The sequence below is a fragment of the Bacteroides sp. AM32-11AC genome (assembly GCF_003603515.1).
In the GTDB taxonomy this organism is placed as follows: Bacteria; Bacteroidota; Bacteroidia; order Bacteroidales; family Bacteroidaceae; genus Bacteroides; species Bacteroides uniformis.
Map to the genome: position 1 here is coordinate 133,050 of NZ_QTNH01000005.1, position 21,762 is coordinate 154,811.

21 protein-coding genes are annotated in these 21,762 nt (G+C 45.5%); 15 read left to right on the plus strand and 6 right to left on the minus strand.

Annotated elements, in window-relative coordinates:
• Positions 1–19: 19 nt before the first annotated feature.
• Both DW800_RS06940 and DW800_RS06945 read left to right on the plus strand, forming a co-directional pair.
• Positions 20–3,142 carry an efflux RND transporter permease subunit gene (locus DW800_RS06940; RefSeq protein ID WP_057097545.1) on the plus strand — a complete coding sequence of 1,041 codons (3,123 nt, stop codon included), beginning with the start codon at positions 20–22 and terminating at the stop codon, positions 3,140–3,142.
• Complete coding sequence (locus tag DW800_RS06945; protein ID WP_117703643.1) at positions 3,135–4,361, plus strand: TolC family protein; 1,227 nt, start codon at positions 3,135–3,137, stop codon at positions 4,359–4,361. The genes DW800_RS06940 and DW800_RS06945 overlap by 8 nt, the downstream gene beginning before the upstream one ends.
• A 56-nt stretch (positions 4,362–4,417) precedes the next feature.
• On the opposite strand, the gene DW800_RS06950 is transcribed toward DW800_RS06945, so the two are convergent.
• The 3 genes from DW800_RS06950 to DW800_RS06960 all read right to left on the minus strand — a co-directional run bounded on the left by DW800_RS06950 (position 4,418) and on the right by DW800_RS06960 (position 7,643).
• Positions 4,418–5,650 (minus strand): serpin family protein, encoded by a 1,233-nt coding sequence (locus tag DW800_RS06950; RefSeq protein ID WP_119957930.1) that lies wholly within the window; start codon positions 5,648–5,650, stop codon positions 4,418–4,420.
• A gap of 108 nt (positions 5,651–5,758) precedes the next feature.
• The gene (locus DW800_RS06955) at positions 5,759–6,472 is read right to left on the minus strand and encodes a response regulator transcription factor (protein ID WP_057281630.1); all 714 of its coding nucleotides are present in this window, start codon (positions 6,470–6,472) and stop codon (positions 5,759–5,761) included.
• On the minus strand, positions 6,456–7,643 hold the full coding sequence (locus DW800_RS06960; protein ID WP_165859892.1) for a sensor histidine kinase: 1,188 nt from the start codon (positions 7,641–7,643) through the stop codon (positions 6,456–6,458). The genes DW800_RS06955 and DW800_RS06960 overlap by 17 nt, the downstream gene beginning before the upstream one ends.
• Positions 7,644–7,951: 308 nt before the next feature.
• Between DW800_RS06960 and DW800_RS20025 the strand changes: the two genes are divergently transcribed.
• From DW800_RS20025 to DW800_RS07005, 13 genes are all read left to right on the plus strand, one after another.
• A complete protein-coding gene (locus DW800_RS20025; RefSeq protein ID WP_255260550.1) occupies positions 7,952–8,077 on the plus strand; it encodes a hypothetical protein in 126 nt (41 codons plus the stop codon).
• A gap of 675 nt (positions 8,078–8,752) precedes the next feature.
• A complete protein-coding gene (locus DW800_RS06965) occupies positions 8,753–9,427 on the plus strand; it encodes a glycine zipper family protein (RefSeq protein WP_057281628.1) in 675 nt (224 codons plus the stop codon).
• 23 nt (positions 9,428–9,450) lie between these two features.
• Positions 9,451–9,765: a hypothetical protein gene (locus tag DW800_RS06970; protein ID WP_133303831.1), complete on the plus strand. Its 315-nt coding sequence runs from the start codon at positions 9,451–9,453 to the stop codon at positions 9,763–9,765.
• Positions 9,766–9,798: 33 nt separating this feature from the next.
• Positions 9,799–11,175, plus strand: coding sequence for a radical SAM/SPASM domain-containing protein (locus DW800_RS06975; RefSeq protein WP_057281626.1), 1,377 nt, complete (start codon positions 9,799–9,801; stop codon positions 11,173–11,175).
• Positions 11,147–11,323, plus strand: coding sequence for a hypothetical protein (locus DW800_RS19625; RefSeq protein ID WP_153881081.1), 177 nt, complete (start codon positions 11,147–11,149; stop codon positions 11,321–11,323). The genes DW800_RS06975 and DW800_RS19625 overlap by 29 nt, the downstream gene beginning before the upstream one ends.
• Before the next feature lie 34 nt (positions 11,324–11,357).
• Complete coding sequence (locus DW800_RS20030; RefSeq protein ID WP_259296632.1) at positions 11,358–11,486, plus strand: hypothetical protein; 129 nt, start codon at positions 11,358–11,360, stop codon at positions 11,484–11,486.
• 19 nt (positions 11,487–11,505) lie between these two features.
• The gene (locus DW800_RS06980; protein WP_133303832.1) at positions 11,506–12,201 is read left to right on the plus strand and encodes a hypothetical protein; all 696 of its coding nucleotides are present in this window, start codon (positions 11,506–11,508) and stop codon (positions 12,199–12,201) included.
• A gap of 489 nt (positions 12,202–12,690) precedes the next feature.
• Entirely contained in the window at positions 12,691–12,855 is a 165-nt protein-coding gene (locus DW800_RS19630; protein ID WP_153881080.1) for a hypothetical protein, read from the plus strand.
• A gap of 109 nt (positions 12,856–12,964) precedes the next feature.
• Positions 12,965–13,192, plus strand: coding sequence for a hypothetical protein (locus DW800_RS06990; RefSeq protein ID WP_057281623.1), 228 nt, complete (start codon positions 12,965–12,967; stop codon positions 13,190–13,192).
• Positions 13,185–13,361 (plus strand): bacteriocin, encoded by a 177-nt coding sequence (locus DW800_RS06995; RefSeq protein ID WP_117703640.1) that lies wholly within the window; start codon positions 13,185–13,187, stop codon positions 13,359–13,361. The genes DW800_RS06990 and DW800_RS06995 overlap by 8 nt, the downstream gene beginning before the upstream one ends.
• Before the next feature lie 13 nt (positions 13,362–13,374).
• Positions 13,375–13,530 (plus strand): hypothetical protein, encoded by a 156-nt coding sequence (locus DW800_RS19635; RefSeq protein ID WP_165852445.1) that lies wholly within the window; start codon positions 13,375–13,377, stop codon positions 13,528–13,530.
• A gap of 238 nt (positions 13,531–13,768) precedes the next feature.
• Positions 13,769–14,941: an HlyD family secretion protein gene (locus DW800_RS07000; protein ID WP_057281622.1), complete on the plus strand. Its 1,173-nt coding sequence runs from the start codon at positions 13,769–13,771 to the stop codon at positions 14,939–14,941.
• A 14-nt stretch (positions 14,942–14,955) separates the two neighbouring features.
• Positions 14,956–17,124, plus strand: coding sequence for a peptidase domain-containing ABC transporter (locus DW800_RS07005; RefSeq protein WP_057281621.1), 2,169 nt, complete (start codon positions 14,956–14,958; stop codon positions 17,122–17,124).
• Between the two features lie 247 nt (positions 17,125–17,371).
• Here DW800_RS07005 and DW800_RS07015 read toward each other — a convergent pair whose 3' ends face one another.
• From DW800_RS07015 to DW800_RS07025, 3 genes are all read right to left on the minus strand, one after another.
• Positions 17,372–18,826: a methyltransferase RsmF C-terminal domain-like protein gene (locus DW800_RS07015; protein WP_057281620.1), complete on the minus strand. Its 1,455-nt coding sequence runs from the start codon at positions 18,824–18,826 to the stop codon at positions 17,372–17,374.
• Positions 18,827–18,916: 90 nt separating this feature from the next.
• Positions 18,917–21,340, minus strand: a complete 2,424-nt coding sequence (locus DW800_RS07020; protein WP_057281619.1) for a TonB-dependent receptor — start codon at positions 21,338–21,340, stop codon at positions 18,917–18,919.
• 73 nt (positions 21,341–21,413) lie between these two features.
• Positions 21,414–21,728: a hypothetical protein gene (locus tag DW800_RS07025; protein WP_081030696.1), complete on the minus strand. Its 315-nt coding sequence runs from the start codon at positions 21,726–21,728 to the stop codon at positions 21,414–21,416.
• Positions 21,729–21,762 lie beyond the last annotated feature (34 nt).

Below are 21,762 nucleotides of genomic sequence, written 5' to 3' on the forward strand. Positions count from 1 at the left end.
GTAAATAGTAAATAAAAAGATGTTAAACAAAATAATTGGTTTTTCTCTTCAGAACCGCATCCTGGTGCTGGTAGCATCGGTGCTGTTGCTGATTGGCGGTACTTATACCGCCATGCATACGGAAGTGGATGTGTTCCCTGACCTCAATGCGCCGACCGTGGTCATCATGACCGAAGCAAATGGTATGGCAGCAGAGGAAGTGGAACAGCTGGTCACTTTTCCCGTAGAAACGGCTGTAAACGGTGCAACGGGTGTGCGCCGTGTACGCTCTTCCTCAACGAACGGTTTTTCTGTAGTCTGGGTAGAATTCGACTGGGATACAGATATCTATCTTGCCCGGCAGATTGTCAGTGAGAAGCTGGCAGTCGTCAGCGAATCCTTACCGGCCAACGTAGGCAAGCCGACACTAGGCCCACAATCGTCCATTTTGGGCGAGATGTTGATTGTAGGTCTGACAGCAGATTCGACCTCTATGCTGGATTTGCGTACCATTGCCGACTGGACCATACGTCCCCGCCTGCTCTCTACGGGCGGTGTGGCACAAGTTGCTGTACTGGGTGGCGACATCAAGGAATATCAAGTGCAGCTGGACCCGGAACGGATGCGCCATTACGGCGTAACATTGAGCGAAGTGATGAACATCACCCGCGAAATGAACCTGAATGCCAATGGTGGAGTGCTCTATGAATATGGCAATGAATATATCGTACGCGGCGTACTTTCTACCGACAAGGTAGACCAGATAGCCAAGGCCGTGGTGCGGAGCAACGGAGTCTCCGGCGCCCCTATCCTGCTGGAAGATATTGCCGACGTCCAAGTCGGAGCCAAACTTCCTAAACTGGGTACCGCCTCGGAACGCGGTAAGCATGCCGTACTGCTGACAGTCACCAAGCAACCCGCCACAAGCACGCTGGAGCTTACAGACAAACTGGAAGCTTCCCTGCAAGACCTGCAGAAGAATCTACCGGCGGACGTAAAGGTTTCCACAGACATCTTCCGTCAAAGCCGTTTCATCGAAAGTTCCATCGGAAACGTTCAGAAGTCGTTGTTGGAGGGAGGTATTTTCGTTGTCATCGTGCTTTTCCTGTTCCTTGCCAACATACGTACCACAGTCATCTCGCTGGTGACACTGCCGTTGTCACTGATTGCCTCCATCCTTGCCCTGCACTATATGGGCTTTACGATAAATACCATGAGCCTGGGAGGTATGGCTATCGCCATCGGTTCGCTGGTGGATGATGCCATCGTGGACGTGGAGAATGTCTACAAGCGTTTGCACGAAAACCGACTGAAACCTGCCGGCGAGCAACTTCCTATTCTGGAAGTGGTGTTCAATGCTTCGAAAGAAGTGCGTATGCCTATCCTCAATTCAACGCTGATTATCATTGTCAGCTTCGTACCACTGTTCTTCCTTAGTGGTATGGAAGGTAGGATGTTGGTACCACTGGGTATTGCGTTCATTGTGGCATTGGCGGCTTCAACTGTTGTGGCACTGACCGTAACGCCGGTACTTTGCTCCTATCTATTGGGAAAAGAGAAAACGAAAAAACAAAACAACGAAAACAGCGATTCTGCCGTAGCACGCAAGATGAAGCAATGGTATGGTTCTGCACTGACTTTCGTATTGGGGCATAAGAAAGGGGTACTGGGAGGTACTATCGGACTATTTGTAGTAGCGCTCGGCTGTTTCTTCACCCTGGGCCGCTCGTTCCTGCCGCCTTTCAATGAAGGTTCGTTCACCATCAATATCTCCTCGCTTCCAGGCATTTCCCTGGAAGAAAGCGACAAGATGGGGCACCGTGCCGAGGAGCTGCTGCTTTCCATCCCCGAAATACAGACCGTGGCCCGTAAAACGGGACGTGCAGAGCTGGACGAACACGCTCTGGGAGTAAACGTCTCTGAGATCGAGGCACCGTTTGAGTTGAAAGACCGCTCGCGCAGCGAGCTCGTGGCAGAAGTCCGCGAAAAACTGGGTACCATTGTAGGGGCAAACGTGGAAATAGGCCAGCCTATCAGCCACCGTATAGACGCCATGCTATCCGGTACAAAGGCGAACATCGCCATCAAACTGTTCGGCGACGACCTGAACCGCATGTTCACTCTGGGCAATGAAATCAAGAGTGCCATCCAGGGGATTCCCGGTATTGCCGACCTGAACGTGGAACAGCAGATTGAGCGTCCGCAACTTGTCATTTCACCCAAACGGGAAATGCTTGCCAAATACGGCATTTCACTGCCCGAATTTTCGGAGTTTGTCAATGTCTGCCTGGCCGGTGAAGCCGTTTCCCAAGTTTACGAAAAGGGAAAGAGCTTCGACCTGACCGTACGCGTGAAAGACAACCTACGCGACGAAATGGAAAAAATACGCAACTTGATGATTGATACGGGTGACGGACAGAAAATTCCACTGAACTATGTAGCGGAAATCCGCTCGGCCATGGGTCCGAACACCATCAGCCGCGAGAATGTAAAGCGTAAAATCGTCATCTCCGCCAACGTGGCCGACCGCGACCTGCGAAGTGTAGTCAATGATATACAAGCCCAGGTAGACGCACAAATCAAACTGCCGGAAGGATACCACATCGAATACGGCGGACAATTCGAAAGCGAGCAGGCAGCAAGCCGCACGCTGGCACTTACTTCGTTCATGTCCATCGTGGTGATATTCCTGCTCCTCTACCATGAATTCCGCAGTGTGAAGGAGAGTGCCATCATCCTTATCAATCTGCCGCTGGCATTGATAGGCGGTGTATTCGCCCTGCTCATCACAACGGGAGAAGTGAGTATCCCCGCCATCATCGGTTTCATCTCACTGTTCGGTATCGCCACCCGAAACGGAATGCTGCTCATCAGCCATTACAACCACTTGCAGCAGGAAGAAGGCTATGGCGTCTACGACAGCGTTATCCGCGGTTCGCTCGACCGTCTGAATCCAATCCTGATGACCGCCCTATCCAGTGCACTGGCACTTATCCCGCTGGCTCTCAGTGGCGACCTGCCGGGCAACGAGATACAAAGCCCGATGGCAAAGGTTATCTTGGGCGGCCTTTTAACATCCACGTTCCTGAACGGTTTCATCATTCCGATTGTTTACCTGATGATGCACCATAACCAACAACCTAAAACGTCAGACAATGAATAAAAGATTTTTCATATTCAGCGCCGCCATCCTCGCTTTTGCGGGGATGAGCGCACAAACGTCCGGCATTGATGCCGTGCTCCAGCAGATAGAGGCCAACAACAAGGAATTGCAGGCTAACTCCCACCTCATTTCCTCACAAAAACTGGAGAACAAGACAAACAACAACCTCCCCGACCCTACACTGTCATACGCCCACCTTTGGGACTCCAAGAACAGTGACGAGACAGTCGGCGAAATGGTCATCTCGCAAAGCTTCGACTTCCCCACGCTTTACGCCACCCGAGGGAAGATGAACCGACTCAAGACAAATGCACTGGATGCACAAGCCACCGCCTTCCGCCAGCAGATATTGTTGCAAGCGAAGGAAGTATGCTTGGACATCATCATGCTGCAACGCCAGCAAGCCCTGCTCGACGAACGGTTGAAGAATGCGGAGGAACTGTCGGCCATGTACACCCGGCGTTTGGAAACGGGAGATGCCAATGCACTGGAAACCAACAAGATTAATCTGGAGTTGCTGAATGTACGCACGGAAGCCCGCATGAACCAGACGGCACTTAACAATAAACTGAAAGAGCTGCTTGTCCTCAACGGAAACCAGCCGCTCACACCGGGACGTCCCAGACCCGGTACCACACCCGACGCCCAAACACTCGGATTGACAGAATACCCGGCAGTGCCGTTGCCGGCCGACTTCCACCCGCTGGCCGACGAACTGCTGGCTTCAGACCCCACCCTGCAATCCTTGCAGGGTGAAAGTTCTGCCGCCCGGAAACAGATTTCGGCAAGCAAGCAAGGCTGGCTACCCAAACTGGAACTGGGTTACCGTAGAAATACCGAATCGGGGCATCCGCTGAACGGTGTAGTAGTAGGCTTCTCTTTCCCGCTTTTCGAAAACCGCAATAAGGTCAAGATAGCCAAGACACAAGCGCTCAACATTGACTACCAAAAGGAGAACGCCGCACTGCAAGCCAGCTTCGCCTTGTGGCAACTCTATGAAGAGGCCAAGAACCTGCACGCTTCCATGGAGGAATACGAGCGCACCTTCCATCAACAGCAAGACCTTTCTTTACTGAAACAAGCACTTATGGGAGGACAAATCAGTATGATTGAATACTTCGTTGAAATATCGGTTGTCTATCAAAGCAAGACAAACCTCCTGCAACTGGAAAACCAGTATCAGAAGGCAATGGCACAGATATACAAGAGCCGGTTATAAATAGAAAGAGCTGTCTGCGGTTGGCAGACAGCTCTTTCTATTTCAATATATTGTAGTTATAGTTTTGTGACTTTACCCATAAACAGAATAACTCCCGTACTCTTCTCCTTTATCAGGAAGATGAAAGGACGGTCCACATAGAACGGAATTACCATACTTGGTCCGGAAGCGGCCACGTCCATTCCTCCGACAGTTACAGCCGCAGCTTCCGTCCCCTCTTCATTCACTTTCACATAAGTGAACTGTTGCAGCAAACTGATAAACAAATCCTCATCCGCCATTCCGGAAAAATCGGCCGATGGAGTAAAAGCCTCTTGCATTCCCATTGCCATCATATCGTCAATGAGTTCTTTATCATATTCCATTTCAAACCGGGGTAACTTAAGGTTCAAGGCAGAGCTTGATAAACTACTGTTCCATTCCCCCCAGCGCTCGTCATTCAGCTGCGGCAGGCACTCATCCAACGATTTTCCCTCTGCCGGCAAGAGCACCACCATACTGAAAGCCTCATTGCCGTAAGGCAACTCTGCCATTGAGAAATACTCATTCTCGGCATAGTTGAATCTCTCGTCACGAAGATTCATCATGTGTACAGTCGATTTGCTTCCGTCAGCATTCGTAAAAGCCTCTTCTGCCGTATCCGATTTTTTGAATTGATTCTTCCAAATCCCCTTGAAATAAAGCGCATTCAACAGATAAAGACGCGCCGTCTCCGGAATCTCATTCAAGACTTTGGGGATGCAATTATTCGTTTTCCCGGCACACCAGCCGTTTATAATGTCCGGAGCCTTGGGAGAGGCAAAATCCAGCTCCTGCACTTGCGCGTCATACATCTTTTTGTTTACGCTTACAAAGTCGTCATGAACACCGAACCCTTTCTTTATCCAGATGGAATTGGCAATTCCCAACTGTGTGGTATTGTCCAAATCGAGCAACGCCTCCACCAGCTTCTTATTATAGTTGTTCATTTCTTCCAACGAATAGCCCGAAAAGCCCAGGACATCTGTCATCTCAGATAGTGTGTTTCCCAACGCTCCATTGGCAATCATAGACAGACAGAGCGAAGCGCTCAAAGGAGAGATGAACAGATTGGGCTTTTCCACCTCAGTTTTACAAACCTGATTAAAGAAACGGAAAGCGAAATCCGTTCCTAAATCCATCATCTCCTGCTCGGCACGGGTCAAGGCAATGTCTTTGCGAGGCTTGGGTTGTGGTGAAGAGTTGTCGTCACTCTGGCAGGCTGCAAGGATACAAAGTAGGCTTAAGGCAGTAATCGTTTTTTTAAGCATAAGCAAAATAGTATTAGTTTTAAAACAGTTATCTATATATAGAAAATGCTTGAACAAACAAAATACTGCATTGAAGAAACAATAAAAAAATGATACACTCCTACTCAATTATTCCTCTACCAACATCAACCCCACCCCTCTGACTGTCTTTATGGACACCGTAGGATCGTCTTCCAAGCATTTGCGTAGTTTCACCAGATAGGTATCAAGGCTACGCGAGATAAAGTAGTCGTTTTCATCCTGAGTCTCCCAATTGTGGCTGACAATAGCACCCCGTTTCACTACTTGATTCTTGTTCTGTGCAAGAAGTCTGAGAATTCCGGCTTCGCGCCGACTTAACACTGTTTTCTCACCGTTTTTGTCATTCCTAAGGGTTGCGTGTGCGGCATCCAGTGTGTATTGCCCGAAGTGGTAGCAATCTGTTTCATTGCGCGAAGGCTGTCCTTTTCTCAATTTAAGCAAAGCATGTATATGTGCATCCAGTTCTTCAGCCACAAAAGGCTTCTTCACGTAGTTGTCGGCTCCTAACTTATATCCACTGGTCACATCTTTGGGCGAGCCCAACGCCGAAGCCAGTAGGATAGGTATATTTCCATCCACTTCACGGATGCGCTCCACCATCTGAAGACCATTCATCACCGGCATATCCACATCCGAGATAATAATATCCGGATGATACTCCTGATATGCTTTCAAGCCTTCTTGCCCATTAACAGCCGTAATAACCTCATATCCTCCAATCAGTCCTTCCAGACTGCTCTTTACGACATAGGTCAACATGGAATCATCTTCCACCAAAAGCAATTTAATTTTGTTTTCCATCTATCATTTTGTTTTCAGTATCCTCTTCCTCCGATGCTGACATATACAATGTAAATTCACTGAATTTTCCAACCACGCTGCTTGCCGTCACTGTCCCTCCATGTGCCTCCATCACCCGATACACATAGTTCAGTCCCAATCCAAACCCTGCGACCTTGCCCAAACGGGAGCTTTTGATGGCAGAACCACGCTCAAATTTATCAAATATCTTACGTTTATCTTCTTCAGAAAAACCGATACCGTTGTCGCGCACCTTGATGCAGGAATAACCTCCGCTGCACTCCGAAGTTATTTCTATCTCTACCTCCCCCTCGTCTTTAGAATATTTCACGGCATTGTCCACCAAGTTATAGACAGCCTCTTCCAGATATTCCTTGTCAGCATTCACTTCCTTGGCTTGCAGGTTTAACGTGAAATGCAACGGCTTGGTAGATTTTGCCTTAAAGGTTTCCCTTATTCTTTCAAGCATCGGTTCTAGCTTCACTTTCTCTTTTACCATCGTTAGTTTATCGTTTTCCAGCTTCGAGATAGTCAACAGTCTGTTTATCAACTTCAGCAAATGCACGGTTTCAGACTTCACCACTCCCAGAAAGCTTTTTTTCAATTCCGGCATACTTTCTATCTTCTCGTCATTCAACGCATCAGAGCACATCATGATAGAGCTAAGCGGTGTCTTCATGTCATGAATCATAGCATATGAGAAGTCTTCACGAAGCTTGGCCACTTTCTTCTGATAGATGATTACTTTAATCTGATAGATAATGCAACCGATTACCAAAACCAGCATGATAAAGGAGGCTATCATCAACAAGCCCATACGTTCAAAAAATACTTTATAAGGATTGACAAGAACAAGTTGTACAGCTTCAGTGGAATCTGATTTTATAGCAAATGGGGCAGACTTTATGATGCCCCATAGAGGTAATTTTTCTTTCTTACTAACTTGCAAAATGCTATCATTCTGAGGATTCATGGTACAAACAACAAAATTACTTTCAATACTATATTCCTTCAGCAAAGCAGATGCTATGGAATCCACTTTTAACAGAGACATTTTATATCCCATATTAGACAAGTTCTCACAAAAATAAGTCAGCGGATTTATGGTACCATTCACTTCACCTCCTATGACTTGTGTTCCTTCTGGAGTACATGCCATTCTTATTTTCATTTCATTTTCAATAGCCTCTTCCAAAACCTCACAACAATCCTTCTGAATATTATACCTTATAAGCATATAAGTATTATATATCCATACTGTCTGCAATGACAGTACAGCAATCAAACCTAAAAAGGTAAACAAACGAATGTATTTATATTTTTGTTTCTTCATTAATTTCATTTACGTTGCAAAGATATTAATTAAATTAAAACTTTAACCTAAAACTGACATTTTTCTAACAGATTATAAAAATCTTCCCTTATATTTTTGCGGTATTAAAAGAAAGAAATAATGTATAACTTTAAATTATTAGAACAATGAAAGAACTTATTATTGAATTAACCAAGGAAGAAGAAATGCAAATTTTTGGAGGAAGAGTTGTATATGAAATAATAAATATCAACGGAAAAGACATCCTCATCGTAAAGAATATACCAGAATAGCTTTACGCCACCAAATGAGAACTACAAATCCTCAAAAAACAAAGACGTAAACTTTAACGTAGAACTGACATTGCTCTAACATTAGTCCCGAAACAAAGCCCATAACTTTGCAACATCAAACCAAGAGAACACTAACAATTAAAGACTAAAATCAATGAAAACGAAAAAGAAGTATTATAACCCGCAATATCCGCAGAACACACTAAAGTTTCCGCCCCTGCTCTGTTGAGGAACAATGAAAGTTTAACGTAAAACTAACATTACCCTAACAAAAGATACAAAGTGAAGCGCTTAACTTTGCAACATCAACTTAAAACAAATACAACAACAGCAAAAAACAAAGAACAATGAAAGACATCAAATTCATAAGAGCCGGCAGATGCAGCAGGCCCAATCTGTGGAAACCACCCCGATAGGGAAATAAAGGAGATTCTTGAAAAAGTCTGTGCTTGAACAAAAAGTCAAAACAACACAAACACAGCAGCAACACAAACACACTCTCTTAAAGACAGGAAAGGGGATTTCAAGACAGACTTTTTCAAGCAAACCTCCAAACAGAGAAACAGCAAGTTTAACGTAGAACTAACATAACAATAACATACACAATGAAAGTCCCTACTTATCTTTGCAGTAACAAAATAGAACATATTTATTAATTTTTAAAATCAACTACTTATGAAATCAAGCTTATTATTCGCTGCAATTGTAGCAGTATCAATCACCTCATGTCAATCTACAGATGAGCCCGTCACAAACCAACCATTGCCTCAAAAAAATGCGGTTTATTCCTCCATTTACACTTCTGAGAAAATTGAAACGGCAATAAGAGAAATAGAATTTCAAAGTGCAAAAACCCAAAGACAACTTTCACTAACTGAAATCAGCCTTATTCATAAAGAGATATTCAAATCTCCTGAAAAATCTCCAATAACAGACGTTGATTTCTCTACTGTACAATTAACAGCAGAACAGAATGATTTCTTAAGTAAACTCTCTGCATATGCCTCCATTAGAAGCTCTTACAAGGATTTTTATTCTTTTTTAGAAGCGGTAAAAGAATCATTTGAAGAAGAACATGAGAAAGAAGCTGCAACAAAGATTTTCATTTTCCTTGAGAGTAACCACAATTTATTTAAAAACATCAATTTTGCCACAAATACAATCTCAACGAGGGCAAATATTTCAGCATGCGATGTCGCAGCAAGCCTCTCGAGTGTCATCATAGCTGACTTAGCCACTATGACGGGAGTAGGAGCTGCTGTCGGTGGAGCTATAGGAGTGGGTGCAGCATGGGGAGCAGCCTTAGTAGGCTGTGTAGGCGGACTTGCATATACAGCCGCATTTTGTTAAACCTATTATAAATGATGATGATTATGAATAAGATACTTTTCAGCGGTACCATTAGTCTGATTTTGATTATTACAGCATTCTTTATACCTATCGAATGGGTACAGAAACCGATTTTCTTATTAGGGATAATATCCATCTATACTCTTCTTAGAAAAAGATATACTGTTATGGATTATCTTCACCATCCTATACCCGCATTGGTAGCCATCGTCATCATCTTTCTTTTATCCCTCATTCTACTGTCAGGATATAACGCCACAATAAAGGTTGCAGGAGGAATTGTTTTGATTGTTTTATTGTACAAGCGCTTTGTACATATAAAAAGATTCAACCATTGAGTATATCACTAATACAAATAAACCCTTTCGGACATGAACAATTTATTACAGCAAGGAGATTTTCATATCTTTTCTTTCGACAAAAAGAAATATGTATTCCTATCCGGCAGCCAGCAGATTCTGGAAATAAGCAATCCCACGATGGATGCCTATTTCAAAAGATGCGCGGGAAGAGACGACGGCAATACCTTAGGAGACACCACCATTGACAAGGTGACGGAAACCCTTAAAAGTTTATGTACAGTACCTTCCGCCTGCTGCGAAAAGCAAAAACAAGATATGCTGACACTGAACATAACGCATGGCTGCAACATGTCCTGCAAATATTGTTTTGCTTCGACCCTGCAAGACAGAAAAAGCGTGATGTCCCTTTCGGTAGCCAGAAACGCAATTGCCAACATGCTTGAAGGTAATCCCGACAGCGAACGATACACCATTTACTTCTTCGGCGGCGAGCCGCTATTACACAAGCAGTTTGTCAGAGACGTAGTGGAAATAGCCAAAGAAGAAATCATATTCCGACGGAACAAAAACGTATGCTTCCTACTGAACACCAATGGCACATTGATAGACGATGACATGATGAACTTCTTTGTACAAGAAAAGTTCACCGTTACAGTCAGCATTGACGGGCCGCAAAAGGTGAATGATGCAAACCGGGTATTCTTTAACGGTCGCGGCAGTTTCAGACGAATAACCGAAAATATAGAAAGACTCAAAAAAGGTGGTGTGGATTTCAATCTAAGGGCTACCATCAGCCCAAAGAACACAAGGTTACTCGAGACGTTCCTTTTTTTCGAGAGCATGGAAGTCCCTTACTCTTATGCCTTTACAATTGATTCCGACGTAAAGGACCGGAGCACGACCCACTTTGATGCCAACGGCATTAAGACAATAGACAAGCAACTGGGCGAGGTCATGAACTTTTTTACCCGAAAGTTTATGGGCAAAGAAACCATCTACTGCAACGACTTTCAAAGGAATATCAACCGTCTAAGAACCAAGAGCGTAAGATACCAGGGATGTGCAGCAGGCAGAAGCAGCCTTATTGTAGACGAAGCAGGAGAGTATTATCCATGCCAGAACATGCTTTCCTATCAAGATATGTCCGTAGGAAATGTGTCCGAAGGTATTGATAACAGCAGATTACAGCTTTTCCGTTCAAAAGAAGTATCACAACTTGCAAGTTGCCGACAATGCTGGGCTAAATACTTATGTGGTGGCAGTTGCGAAGCAGAGCGACAGCTTCTGGGTCAAGAAAGTAAAGACTGGAAACAAAAATGCAAAATGATTCGGTTGGAATGGAAACATTTGATTCATTCCTATATCAAGCTAAACGATTTTATTAACAATATGTCTAACAAACACAAAATTATCGATTATGAAAAATTTAAAAGAGCTGGGGCTTAACCCCATTGACGAGAAGCAAGCAGAGAGTATTAACGGTGGATATATTGGAATACCTCCAATGATTATAAGACCGGAAGATTTAGTAGTATGTTGCCACAATATACCACCAATAAACATGCCAGGAGACATATGGAGCGACTTAATGTAATGTCTCCTTATTGGGGAAAAGAGTCAATCGAGCTATGAGAGCCCTCACATTGGAAGAATGTATCAACACGTATGGCGGTTGTTGCGTCTGCGATGCAGATACCGGTTTCAGCAATGTATTTGCAACACCGCTTACTATCAGAGACTCACTATTCAAACAGTAACTTTAAAAAAGAAAAAACAATGAACAAGTATTTTTATTTATTAGCATCATTATGTTTGGCTGCATTCTTCGGATGCCAAAACGACAATGACATGAATGCCTCCTTCAGCAAAGAAAAGGGAACAATTTCTGCTACTATAGATAGTGTCGGAAAAGTTCACAATTACCTATTGGAACAAATGAAAGATTCGGAAATCGGATTATGCATAAGCAATAAAACTAAAATGAAAGATTTAGTCAACTGTTTTCAGAGGCTGAATGACAATGGCAAATATTGCTATAATGAAATTATGACCAGAGCGGACAACGACAATGCCGACTTCAGCGAGTTTGAGAATATGGCAATCGAAGACTTTGACGTAAAAAGCATCCGCACACTCGTCTTAAAACGCATTAATGCAAATGACAATATCGACATTGACGTAAAAAAGGCTATTGAAATCATTTCCGACCCAGACGGAAATCCATTAAGCGAACAGAACCTTTCACTCATTGAGCAGAACAAGAACAAGAAAGGAGGGCATCTTCTAATCGTATTCAAAAATATAGCCGAAGGCTCGGATGAATATTGGCCACAAACAAGAGATTCCCAATCACGGGCCGTAATCGTTGCAGATGGGATAGGAGGAGTACTTGGCACAACCTGTAGCGGAGTGATGGGAATACTTTGGGGAGCAGGATTTTCATATGCCTGCGACATGTGTTTAAGCAACTAAATTGAGACTTATGTGTGCAAATACTACTGCAAAATACAATATGTCAATCATCGTGCTTTATATGATTTTCATTGTGTCATTTCTATATGACAAGCATTATGACATCATCGGAATATTGACATCAATCGCATTTGCCGTCCTATTTCCCCTTAGCATCCGAAAAGAACCAAAACAGACGGATGGCAAGCGTTTAAAGTCTCTGCTATTTGCTTGTACCTTTATGATAGGATTTCCTTGCGCTTTGAAAATAACTGAATTCCTAACAAACAAATCGTTTCAAGCAGACGGATGGCTGGTTGTATTAACTGGAATTGCCTTACAAAGCGCCCATTATATCATAAGTGTACGTAGAGAAAAATCAAAACCCTAAGATATGTTTTTAAGCGGTTGTTGCATCAGCGATGCAGATATCGGTTTCAGCAGCGCATTTACAACACCGCTTACTATCAGAGATTCATTATTCAAACATTAACTTTAAAAAGAAAAACAATGGAAAAGAACATCGAACACAAGGTAAAGCCTTTAACAAAAAAAGAGCAGAGAGTTGTATCGGGAGGATATGCCCCCACCGATTCTCCCATTAAGCCCATAGACGACAACAATGGTATGCCGGATTTTAAGACACCAAGCAAAGAGGATTTCAAATTCTATTAATCGCAATAGAAAAGCGCATTAACTAATAATAACCTAATAATATGAGAATTAGAGACACCCCGATTAAGAAAATAAACGAATAGAACGCAAATTAACAACATTAAAGAAGATGAAAACAATTAAATTGTGTGATGACAGAAGATTGGATGCAATACTTAAGACTATAATCGCATTTACATCATTAACATTAATGGCGCTTTGCGTTTTATATTTAAAAGATGAATGTTTTGATTTAAAAAAGGAAATAATGCATTCGATGAGAGTAGCTATTAGGATTTTAGTACTCTTTATAATGATAGATTATATTAAAATAAAAAAAAGAATGAACAATGAATAATACAGAAATACTTATCAGTTTGAGTAAGACTGAATTACAGAACATTAATGGTGGAGAGGTTCCTAGAGCATACTATATGGACCAAGATGTTATAAACCAAAATTGGGATAACCTTTGCACTTTGGGAGGTTTAATATGTGGCTTTTTTCAAGGATTAGTAGGTCTTTAATAAAATATGAAGTATGAAAAATTTAACACTTAATGAACAGCAGGAAATATATGGTGGCGGCTTTGAAGAAGGCCGAGAAATTGGGCATGCAATTGGCTCAACCCTTACTGGTGCCTTAGCTCTCTTCGGTGCATATGTATTTTTCAAAGGATTCATTCCTATTGTATAGAAAAAAATATTTGTGAAAGCCTGCTTTAATGCAGGCTTTTTCTTTTTCGCATCCCGAAGATGCCTTTCACCGTTAGCCCTCAAAAGAAAATCTGCAAATAAGATCTTTACAGACAAGCGGAGTCAGCGTGGAACTTTAACCTACGACTAACATTCCCCTAACATATCTTCTTCCTTTATCGCCCTACCTTTGCTCCATTAATTAAGAACAAAAGTATTAACCCTTAAAGCAAGAAGATATGTCACTTTTACCGAACGAATGGATAGAAAACAGCATTGAAGTCTACAACTATCAGCACACCACCAAATCACAAGCCATCTATTGGGTAGTATTGGCAGCCGTTACCGCCGCCCTCATCTCCCTCCCCTTTATCTATATAGACATCTCCGTACAAGGCAGCGGAGTGATACGCCCGGTAACGGAAAAGACGGAAATCAAGGCAGCCGTCACCGAACTGGTAGATTCCGTATACGTCCGCGAAGGGCAGCAAGTGAACAAAGGGGATATTCTGCTGCGATTCCGCACCAGCAATCCCGATTACAAGATTACTTATCAGACCAACTGCCTGAACGACTATGAAGCGCATCTGGCAGACCTCACCTATCTGTCACGCGGAGAGGTTCCTGCAAATTTCCGTTCTCCGGTGCGCCAACAAGAATATACCTACTTCACCAAACGGAAAAACGAACTGGAAACATCCCTCACTAAAGCCAAGAAGGAATACGAACGCGAAAAGATTCTGTTCAACAAAAAACTGATTTCAGAAGAAGAATATGACAGCTACTACTTTCAATATCAAAGCCAGCAGAATGAACTTGCCTCACTGATACAAAGCCAAATCAGTACTTGGCAAGCAGACCTGAACAGCTATCGCAACCAGTGCAACGAAATGAGCACCACACTGAAACAAGAGCAGAAGGACAAGGACATGTACATTGTACGCAGCCCGGTGGCAGGTACCGTAGACCAGTTCTCGGGCATCTACAAGGGCAGCAGCATTCAGGCAGGCCAGTCGCTTGCAGTAATCAGCCCCGACTCCACGCTGTGTACGGAAGTCTACGTAGCCCCACGAAACATAGGGTTCATGAGCATAGGCATGCCGGTGCATGTGCAAGTGGAATCCTTCAACTACAACGAGTGGGGAACTCTACCGGGAAAGGTGAAAGACATATCATCGGACTTCCTGACCGATGCCCAAGGCAACTCCTTCTACAAGGTGAAATGTGAAATGGAGCGCGATTACCTGAAACGGAAAAACGGACGGATAGGCCGGTTGAAGAAGGGAATGACAGTCAGCGCCCATTTCATGGTGACACGCCGTTCGCTCTTCGACCTGCTATACCAGAAGATGGACGACTGGGCAAACCCGCGACAATATGAAAGCGAAAACATGATGGCAAGAAACAATTAAAAAAGGAAACAATTATGAGACTCAGAAAAGGAATCAAAATCAAACAACACGACATTACGGACTGTGGGGCTGCCTGCCTCGCCTCGGTATGTGCCTACTACGGGCTGCAATTTCCCGTGGCACGCATCCGCCAATATGCCTTCACCGACCAGAAGGGAACCAATGTGCTGGGAATGATAGAAGCAGCCGCCAAGCTGGGGCTGTCTGCCAAAGGCGTGCGCGCCGAGTTCGATGCATTGAAGCTGGTGCCCAAGCCCGCCATTGCCCACATCGTAGTGAAAAGAGAGCTGCAACACTTCATCGTAATCTACAAAGTGGCGGACACGCACATAGTCTACATGGACCCCGGAGACGGACAGATGCACAAAATGGACCATGAGGACTTCCTGATAGAGTGGACGGGAGTGCTCATCTTGATGGAACCGGAAGCAACCTTCAAAACCGGAAATGAGAAAACCGGCATGACGAAGAAATTCCTTTCGCTGATGGCACCGCACAAAAGCGTAATGCTGCAAGCCGTCTTCGGAGCACTTATCTACAGTATTCTGGGACTATCCACTTCCATTTACGTCGGGAAAATCACCGACTATGTACTGGTGGACAGAAACCTGAACCTGCTCAACCTCATGGGGGTCATCATGCTCGTCCTGCTGTTGCTGCGCACGTTCATCGGCGCCATGAAAAGCATCCTTGCCCTGAAAACCGGACAAAGGATTGATGCGGCGCTGATACTGGGCTATTACAAGCACCTGCTGACACTGCCCCAGCAGTTCTTCGACACCATGCGGGTGGGCGAAATCATATCGCGCGTGAACGATGCCGTAAAAATCCGCAACTTCATCAACAACGTATCGCTCGACCTGCTGGTCAACGTCATGATACTGCTGTTTTCCGTATGCCTGATGTTCGTCTACTCGTGGAAGCTAGCACTGATTACCCTGCTGGCCGCGCCTCTGTTCCTGGTGATATTCTACAGCTTCAACAAGCTGAACCGCAAATACCAGCGCCACATCATGGAGAGCAGTGCCGACCTGGAGGCCCAACTGGTAGAATCTCTCAACTCCATCTCCACCATCAAGCGCTTCGGCATCGAGGAATATGCCAACCTGAAAACGGAAACGCGCTTCGTACATCTGCTGAAGAACACTTACCGCAGCATCTACGGTTCCATCATGGCGCAAGGAGGCATACAGTTCGTATCAACCGGAATCACAATCGCCATCCTGTGGCTGGGCAGTGTGCTGGTCATCGACCAGGAGCTTACGCCGGGCACGCTGATGGTATTCTACTCGCTGGTAGGATACGTCATATCGCCCATCGGTTCACTGATTTCTTCCAACCAGACCATACAAGACGCACTGATTGCCGCCGACCGCCTTTTCCAAATCATGGACCTGGAACGCGAACAGAACGAGGAGCAGAAGATAGAACTGACCGAGGAGATGGTAGGAGACATCAGCTTTGAAGACGTCTGCTTCAGGTATGGTTCGCGCAAGGAAATCTTCTCTGCGCTGAACCTGACGATAGAGAAGGGAAAGATGACAGCCATCGTGGGTGAAAGCGGTTCCGGAAAAACCACACTGATGTCACTGCTACAACATATCTACCCCATTCAAGGAGGACATATCCGCATCGGCAAGCATGACATCGCCGAAATAGACAACCGGAGCCTGCGCCAACGCATCGGCACCGTGCCCCAGCACATCGAGCTTTTCTCCGGAACCATCACCGAAAACATTGCCGTAGGCGAACTGCATCCCAAGATGATACGGATAAAGGCCTTGATGGAAATGCTCGGACTGGAAGAGTTCATCGAACGCCAGCCCAAAGGCTACCAGACCCAAATCGGTGAGCACGGCGTGAACCTCTCAGGCGGCGAACGGCAACGGATTGCCATAGCACGTGCCTTGTACAAGAATCCGGAGATTATTATTCTGGACGAAGCAACCTCTTCGCTGGACAACATTGCCGAAAATCAGGTAAAAATAGTAATGGAAGTGATGAAAGATGCGGGCAAGACAGTTATCATCATTGCCCATAGGCTGAGTACCGTGAAGCATGCCGACCGGATTATTGTGCTGCACAATGGTGAAGTAAAAGAGGAAGGGACACACGAGGAACTTTCGCAGAAAGACGGTTTATACCGCAAACTCTGGAAAGAACAGTTCGAGGTCCTTAAATGACAAGAACCCGAAAAGCTCCCGGACTGCAAATCCGGGAGGACGAAGCTCCTTGCCCGCTGTAGCCGAAAAGTATTTTCCTGCCTACGGAAAGTGAGCCTCGCCCCTACGGAAATATGGAATAGAGGTTTCATTTCTACAAACAAAGCCTTTATTCTTAAAAATAGAACTTCTATTCTTAGGAACAAAGGCTTTATTCTAAGATTTCTTAGGCACGAAAGGAACTTTGCATCACATGGAAAGGGAGTTTCTATAGAATCGCAGCCAATTCCAGTACCTCTTCCGGCAAATGCCCGCTGCGTATGCGCCATTCCTGGGGATAGAGGTTGTTGGCACGGTTACCTATATTCTTGACAAATCCCAAAGGAATCTGTTTGTAGGTGAGCAGAACAATGCCGCGCGGAGCAATCTCCGAAAGGACAACAGCCTCCTTGCGCAGATAGTTGATGGCTTGCTCGTAACTAATGTCTTCACGGGCAAAGGCATCCGGTTGCAATGCTATATTCATGGCAAGACCGTGAGCAGGCATCCAGTCTTTTCCTTTCAACTCGGCAACATCCACCCCGGCCTGCACGATACGGAGTGACGAACGCAAAGCCGACAACTCGGAGAGATATTCTTTAGGGAAAGCGCTGACGTTATTGTCATTGACGATAAATTCATAATTGTCCGGAGCCACAAGCCACTCACGCAGTGCCGAAAGCTGTTCTTTGGAAACACCCGGAATTTTCGCTCCTTTTCCTTGGGGTTTTCTTCCTTTTTCCCTGGATTTCACCTGCCCGGCCCAGATATTCCCGTCGCTCACGCCCGGTTTGCGGAGAACTGCCAAAAAGAATCCTTCCCCCTTCGTCCGATGGGGCAGGAAACGATAGGCGGGAAAGTCCTCTCCCGACAATAGATTACCCGTAATATTCCAGTCAGTAGAAATTTCCAACGGCAATACTTCCGCCCCGAATTCATCCCGTATCCAACGGATGTTCTCTTCGTTTTCCTTTGTATTATAGGTACAAGTACTGTAGATGAGAATGCCTCCGGGCTTCAAGCAAGGCCAGATATCCGTAACGATGCGACGCTGGCGCTGCCAGCAGATTTCCACATTCTCCCCACTCCACTCACTTACCGCAACGGGGTCTTTACGGAACATCCCCTCGCCAGAGCAGGGGACATCCGTCAATATGACGTCGAAGAAGTCCGTCAAGGAAGAAAAATCCGCCGGGTCATTATTAGTGACCACCACACCGGAATGCCCCCATTTCGTAAGATTCTCCGCCAATACCTGCGAGCGGTTGCGGATTACCTCATTGGCCACCAGCAAACTGCCTGCGGGCAACACGCTACGGGCATGCGTGGATTTCCCGCCGGGAGCCGCACAGAGGTCAAGCATCACCACCGGTCCTTCGCCCACATACCGCCTCAAAGCCTGCTCCACAAACATGGACGAAGCCTCCTGCACATAGTAGCAGCCTGCATGAAACAGCGGGTCGAAAGTGAATGTCAGCCGCTTGTCCAGATAGTATCCGGCAGCAGACCAGGGAACATGCTCCAAAGAGGAACGAAAAAGACTGAATGAAGATTCCGGTAATTTATCTTCATTCAGTCGGATACTGACCGGCTGCTCCCCTTCCAGGGCAGCAGCCAGCTTTTCATATTCTTCCACACCCAAGAGGGCGCGTGTATAATCGGTGAAAGATGAGGGTAACTCCATGCTTTGAACTGTTTTATGGCAGCAAAGATAGTGCAAAATACGTTTCACCAATCTACGGGGCTAAACAAAAAGCACGGTTCAATACTCTTTTTAAAAACTGAGTTTCACCCCTGCAAAATAGGAACGCGGTGCACCTGGTCCGTAGATATAACCGGAGTCACGGCTTGCCCCCTTGTCAAAATCTTTTTGATAAGAATTGAATATATTCTGTACACCGGCATTGAGCTGTAAACAGAACCCTTGAAAATCAAAGTCGTAAGCTATCTTTGTTCCAAGCTCAAAGAAGTCCGGACTCTTTACCAATACGTCTGCCTCACCGTTCACCTCCGAAAGCAGATGGGGAACGTACATCCGCCCGGTATAATTGCCATTCAAAGCTATTGAGAAGGCTTTAACCGGCATATAGGTAGCTGTAAAGTAGCCGTAAACGTCGGGAGTACGCAGTATCTTGTCGCTGTAACGTTCTTTCTCCGACAAGTGCTCCTCATCCGCACTCCATTCTTCGGGAGAGTCATAGATACTTCGTTGAAGCGTCAGCCCTGCCTGCAACTGAACCTTATCCTTATAGGCAACCTTTCCTTCCAATGTGCCGCCATACACTTTAGCTCCCGAACCATTGATGCGGGTCCGTATCAGATAAGCACTACCGTCCGGGTCTTTCACCGGAGGCGTCAAGACAAACGGGTCGGAAAGTTTCGTGTAGAAGCCTTCCACCAGTAAGTTTGCCTGGAAATCTCCGAAATAGTGGTACCAATCTACCGAAGCATTGAAGCTGCGCGAACGCTCTTCCTTCAATCCTTTGGCGCGGACAATGGAAACCAACTCTCCACCCACATTACTGATATGCAGATCTTCATCAAACGCTTGTGGAGCACGGAATCCCTCAGCATAACTGAAACGGATATTCACATCCTGAGTAGGATTATAACGGATATTGGCACGGGGACTGAAAACAGCCTTGTCCATGATGCTGTTTTTATCCACGCGCCCGCCAATCAGGAAACTCCACTGTTCGTTCTTCCACTCATTCTGGGCATAGGCGCTTGCTATATTCACCATTTGGTTCAACGGGACGGGGGTATATTTCTCAATCAGTTGTTGCAAGCGGTCACCCGTTGCCGTAGGATCTTCGGCCAAAGCAGCATCACGATACTTCTGTACGTCCGTTGCCTTGTCATGCAGATTGTCGTGATTGAACTCAATGCCTCCGGTCAAATCGGCAGGCATGAACAAGCACTTGTCAAAATGATAAATATACTGGGCACCCAGCACACCGGTAAAGTCCGTAGTCATCCCATAAGCGCTGTAATAACTATCGCGCACGATATGCTGAGCCGAAGCATAGGTGCTGAACGTATGTTTCTGGTCCTTAGAGAAAGCTGTGAACTTGAGCCCACCCGTATTGATAGAGTGCTTCAGCTGCTCCACAAGTCCGGGTGCTCCGGTACCATTCAAGTCGGCATCCTCGGCTATATGGGGCGGCAAGCTGAAACCACTTCCACCACGGCGGAATTCCTCCATATGATGGTATTCAAGGCTTAGCTTGGAATAGGCACTTGTCCGGTAGTAAGCATTCAGACCGATAGTCTGGTTCTTCAGTTTCGGCAATTCGGAGAAACCGTCTCCATTGGAATCCCAGGCCGAACGGTGCCTATTTTGTCCATACACATAAGCCCCCATCTTATTGTCCGAAGAGACAAGGGAGAGGTTCAAGGCCGTATTGTTATCGAACGAACCGGAACTGTCGAAATTGGAAATGGTATGCGAGAAAGAACCTGAATTACAGACCGGTTCCTTCGTAATGATGTTCACTGTTCCGGCAATGGCCGAAGAGCCGAACAAGGCGGAACCGCCTCCACGCACCACTTCCACACGCTCTATCATATTGGCCGGAATCTGCTCCAGCCCATACACACCTGCCAAAGAGGAGAAAATGGGACGCGAATCTATCAATATCTGGGTATATTTTCCACCCAGGCCGTTGATGCGTACTTGTGAGTAGCCGCAATTCTGGCAATCGGTCTCTACCCGCACACCGGGCTGAAAGACCAGTCCTTGCGACAAAGTATGCGAGTTTGTCTGTTCAAACAGTTTAGGAGTGACCACTTTGACCAAGGTAGGTGCCAAGCGCCGGGCAGTCTCGCTACGATTGGCAGTAACTACCACTCCATCCAGTGCCACCATATCTTCTTCCAATTCAAAGTTCTCCTCCAAGGTCTTGCCACGTTTCAGAACGACTTTGCGCTCCTGCGACTTATACCCTACAGCACTGACGGACAAGGTAAACTCACCTTCGGGCAGATTCTTTAGAAAATAGTGACCGGTGGCATCGGTCATGGTCCCGATGGTGGTGCCTTTCAGCGAAACTGTCATATAAGGCAAATGTTCCCTTGTACTTTTTTCTATTACATGACCGACAATATTGGCATCGGTACTCTTCAAATCTTCGGCATAAACAGTTGATGAGAGTAACAGACATACTGCTCCCACCACAAAAAATATATATTTTTTCATGTACTTCTAAAATAATATGTTAATCAATGAAGTTGACGCAATCCCACAACGGAATCGCCATAATCTATCGGATTCAAAGAAAGGAAGGGGGAGCGCGCAAACAGATGCCGCCACGAGGCTTTACACACTTAATGCATTCCGTGGCAGGCATGCTCAGTACACGCAACAAAACAAGGAAAACCGTCGCGGCAACCGGAAGCGGCGGAAAGGAAGAGGAAACGAAAGAGGCAAGATAGAAAATGGTTTCCAACTGCACCTCTGTATGCCCATGCTGCCCCTTGAATGGATGGGAATGCACAATGATAACGCCATTCACCACATGCGAGTGGGTAAACAGCGTAATTCCTCCCAGATAGGCAATGAACAGCAGAGGGAGGATATACTTCATTATATTCTTCAACTTCGTCAAGACTTCCCAATAA